Origin of the sequence: Micromonospora sp. NPDC052213 (assembly GCF_040679695.1) — a bacterium.
GTDB lineage: Bacteria > Actinomycetota > Actinomycetes > Mycobacteriales > Micromonosporaceae > Micromonospora.
On the sequence record NZ_JBFAVI010000291.1, the window covers coordinates 1 to 4,081 of the forward strand.

The following is a 4,081-nucleotide window of genomic DNA, read 5'->3' on the forward strand; positions in this document are numbered from 1 at the left end:
AGCTGAGCCCCGGCCGGGCCCCGGCGGCCCCGCGCCGTCGGCTACCGGCTGCGCTGTCCCGTCCCGCCGGCTACCGGCTGCGCTGTCCCGTCCCGCCGGCTACCGGCTGCGCTGTCCCGTCCCGCCGGCTACCGGCTGCGCTGTCCCGTCCCGCCGGGTCTCTCCAGCCGTTTCCAGCCGGGGGAACTCTCGGTAGGCTGCGGACCCATGCCAGCCCCGGTCGCCCCCGCCGACAAGCGCAATCCACCGCTGCTCACCGTGCTCTTCTGGATCGGCGTCGCGCTGGCGCCGGTGGCGGCGCTGATCCTGCTCGTCGCCGACGGCAACGGTCCGCTGCGGTTCGCCGCCGTGCTCGCCATCCTGGCCGTGGTCCTGATCGGCCTGTCGATCGCGTTGCGCGCCGACGGCGCCGGCCCGGCCCGCACCGAGGAGCTGCTGGACGAGATGGAGCAGCTCCGCCACGAGCTGCGCGGGGAGATCGTGGCGGCCGCCCAGCGCGGCAACCAGGCGCTCGACCAGGCCCAGCGGGCCCAGGAGGCGGTCGCCGCGCTGCGCCGGCGGCTGGACGCCAGCAGCGCCGCGCTGGCCGGAGTCGACGACCAGGCCGATGCCGGCCGGGGCCCGGGATCCGCCGACGACGGGTTCTCCGGCCGGGGGCGGGCGCCGGGCCAGGCGGATCCGGCGCCCCGCTGGGGACGCGCCGACCGGGACGACGAGGAGCCCACCCGCCGGCCCCAGCCGGGCCCGCGCGCCGAGCGGCCGGCGGCCCAGGCCGGGGCGTACGGCGCGGACCGGCCCACCGGCGGCTCGGCCGGCGGGGACCGGCCCGCCACCGCCGGGGTGTACGGCGGGGACCGACCCGCCGGCGGAGCGGCCGGGGTGTACGGGGCGGCCCGGCCGGCGGAGCCCGAGAGCCAGCCCGCCGCGCGCCCGCTCGGGGTGGTGCGGCACACCGAGACCGTGCACGTCACCACCCGGCACACCATCGTGGACGGTGGCGCGTCCGTGCCCGGCGACCCCGGCACCCGGTACGGCGGCGGGTACGCGGGACGGTGGTCGCCGGCGCCGGAGGAGCGGCCGTGGTCCGACGAGTCGGACGACCGGTCCCGGGCCGGCCACGGCGACCTGGAGGACCGGTCCCGGCGCGACGACGACCGTTCCCGGCGGAACGACGACCGGTCGTGGGCGACGGCCGGCGCGCCCCGGGACGACGACCGGTCGCGGTCGCGCGACCGGGGCGAGTGGTCCGGGCAGGGGACCGACCGCGAGCGGCCGGGCCGACGGGACGAACGCGGGCAGCGGCAGGAGCGCGGGCAGCGGCAGGAGCGCGGGCAGCAGTGGGACGACCGGGGCTGGGACGGCACGGGCGGGCCGGCGGCCTGGGCCGTGCCGGCCGAGCAGCCGGGGCGGGGCCGGCCGCACCAGCCCGACGAGGCGGGGCCGGAGAGCGGTGAGTACTGGTCGGAGCTGCGCGCCGGTGACCGGTGGGCGGCCGTGAGGGACGACGACCGGGGCCGGGAACTGCGGGTCGGTGAGCGGCGTGCCGAGGTGCACGCGGACGCCACCGGCACCGAGTACCGGGTCTCGGACCGCTGGGCGACGGTCCGCCGGGACGAGCCGCATCGGGAACGGGCGGACGACGGATGGCGGGGCGGCTGGGCGGAGCCGGGGGACGCGCCGGCGCTGCCGGCCGGCGGGGTGCCGGTGCCCGAGGAGTGGCGCCCGCCCCGCCAGCGCGGGCACCAGCCCGAGGCGCACCGCGCCCGCCAGCCGGAGCCCGAGCCGGAGCGGTACGGCCGACGGCAGGAGGAGCGCTACGGCTACCCGCCGCAGGACGACGCCCCCCGCGCGGGCGGCTCGCGTTCCGCCGACCGCTGGCGCTGACCGGCGACCGGGGCCGCGCGGGTCACTTGTCGATGTCGCCGACCACGAAGAACATCGAGCCGAGGATGGCGATCAGATCCGGCACCAGGCAGCCGGGGAGCAGGGTGGCCAGCGCCTGCACGTTCGCGTACGACGCGGTGCGCAGCTTGAGCCGCCACGGCGTCTTCTCGCCCCGGGAGACCAGGTAGTAGCCGTTGATGCCGAGCGGGTTCTCGGTCCACGCGTAGGTGTGCCCCTCCGGCGCCTTGAGCACCTTCGGCAGCCGGGTGTTGACCGGCCCGGTGAGCCGGTCCACCCGGTCCAGGCACTGCTCGGCGAGGTCGAGCGAGGCGTACACCTGGTCGAGCAGCACCTCGAAGCGGGCGTGGCAGTCCCCGGCGGTCTTCGTCACCACCGGCACGTCCAGCTGGTCGTAGGCCAGGTAGGGCTCGTCGCGGCGCAGGTCGAGGTCGAGGCCGGAGGCCCGGGCGACCGGCCCGGACGCGCCGAACGCGGCGGCGTCCGCCGCGGTGAGCACGCCGACGCCGACCGTGCGGGCCAGGAAGATCTCGTTGCGCCGGATCAGGTTGTCCAGGTCCGGCATGCGTCCGCGGACCTCCGCGATGGCGGCCCGCGCCCGGCCGGTCCAGCCGGACGGCACCTCCTCCTTGAGGCCGCCCACCCGGTTGAACATGTAGTGGATCCGGCCGCCGGAGACCTCCTCCATCACGGCCTGGATCGTCTCCCGCTCGCGGAAGGCGTAGAACATCGGCGTGATCGCGCCGATCTCCAGCGGGTAGGAGCCGAGGAACATCAGGTGGTTGAGCACCCGGTTCAGCTCCGCGAGGGCCATCCGCAGCCAGGTGGCCCGTTCCGGCACCTCCATGCCCATCAGCCGCTCCACGGCGAGCACCACGCCCAGCTCGTTGGAGAAGGCCGAGAGCCAGTCGTGCCGGTTGGCCAGCACGATGATCTGCCGGTAGTCGCGGACCTCGAAGAGCTTCTCCGCGCCCCGGTGCATGTAGCCGACGATCGGCTCGCAGGCCACCACGCGCTCGCCGTCGAGCACCAGCCTCAGCCGGAGCACGCCGTGCGTGGAGGGGTGCTGCGGCCCGATGTTGAGCACCATGTCGGTGCCGAGCTGCTCCCCGCCGGTGCCCGCCACCAGGCCCGCTCCGGTGCCGACGGTCAGCTCGCGGAGGTCGCCGGCGTCCGTGGTCATGTCCGTCATCGTGCCATGAACCGCTCGGGGTCGACGCCGACCGGTTGCCGCAGCCACCAGTGCCCACCCAGCCCGGCCGGGTCGGTCAGCTCCGCCACGGCCGAGGCGGCGGCGAGCGCCCGCACGTACCCGACCGGGTCGCTGGCGGCCAGGCTCAGCACCGGTCGCCCGCCGTGGGCCCCGAGCGCCCGCAGCGCCTCCCGCTGCGACACCAGGTCGTACGCGCACCGGGCGACCCGCCCGCCGGCGGAGGCGACGGAGTCGACGGCGACGTGTGCGGTGACGTCGCAGGTCCCGTCAGGCACCGGCGGCACCTGCCGCCCGCCCCGGTACCCGGTCAGGCTCCCGTCGACCGGCCGGTCGTCCCTCAGGTGCCCGTAGTCCACGGCCAACGCCAGCCCCCGGTCGAGTTTTCCCACCGCCTCGGCCCATGCCTCGTCGCGGGTCCGGCCGATCTCTGCTCGCACCCCGGCGGGGGGTTCCGGGCGGCCCGACCCGCTCCGGGCGGTCAGGCTTGATCCCTCCGCCGATCGGGCTGCCCGGAACCCGGACCCGGTCGAGCCGGTCCGGTCAGTTCCGGCCGCTGACACCGACCACCACCGGGCCAGCCAGTCCGCGTCGGCGGGGTCGACCGGGCCACCCACGGTCTCCGCACCGGTGGCCGGGTCGACCAGCAGGTAGCGCCAGCCGTCGGCGGTGTGCACCGCCACGTCGAGCGGCACGTTGTCCAGCCACTCGGTAGCCACCAGCAGCCCGGTGATCCCGTCGGGGATCTCGTCCAGCCAGTCGATCCCGTCCGGCAGGTCGGCCGGTCGGGGTGCCTTCTCGACGGCGGTGAGGCGTACCCGACGAGCGAGCGCAACCGGCGCGGACGGGGCGGGACCGGCGGGCGACGGGCCGGACGAGAGCGAGGGCCGGGCGGCGGCCGGGGGAGTCGGGGTTGCCGGGGAGCCCGCCCGTGGAGGGATCAAGCCTGACCGCCCGGAGCGGGCGGGC

At 77.0% G+C, this 4,081-nt stretch carries 3 protein-coding genes; 1 reads left to right on the forward strand and 2 read right to left on the reverse strand.

Going from position 1 to position 4,081, the window contains the following annotated elements:
* The first annotated feature begins 207 nt into the window (after positions 1-207).
* Positions 208-1,884 (forward strand): hypothetical protein, encoded by a 1,677-nt coding sequence (locus AB0L34_RS33040; protein WP_363709516.1) that lies wholly within the window; start codon positions 208-210, stop codon positions 1,882-1,884.
* Positions 1,885-1,906: 22 nt separating this feature from the next.
* Here the strand turns inward: AB0L34_RS33040 and AB0L34_RS33045 are convergent, their stop codons facing one another.
* Together AB0L34_RS33045 and AB0L34_RS33050 are read right to left on the reverse strand one after the other, a co-directional pair.
* Entirely contained in the window at positions 1,907-3,094 is a 1,188-nt protein-coding gene (locus AB0L34_RS33045; RefSeq protein ID WP_357456558.1) for an NADH-quinone oxidoreductase subunit D, read from the reverse strand.
* Positions 3,091-4,056, reverse strand: coding sequence for an SAM-dependent methyltransferase (locus AB0L34_RS33050; protein WP_363709518.1), 966 nt, complete (start codon positions 4,054-4,056; stop codon positions 3,091-3,093). The genes AB0L34_RS33045 and AB0L34_RS33050 overlap by 4 nt, the downstream gene beginning before the upstream one ends.
* Positions 4,057-4,081 lie beyond the last annotated feature (25 nt).

Bases quoted from the DNA above. Each gene is read 5' to 3' on its own strand.
- AB0L34_RS33040 (WP_363709516.1), top strand. From the start codon at position 208: ATGCCAGCCCCGGTCGCCCCCGCCGACAAGCGCAATCCACCGCTGCTC.
- AB0L34_RS33045 (WP_357456558.1), bottom strand. From the start codon at position 3,094: ATGACGGACATGACCACGGACGCCGGCGACCTCCGCGAGCTGACCGTC.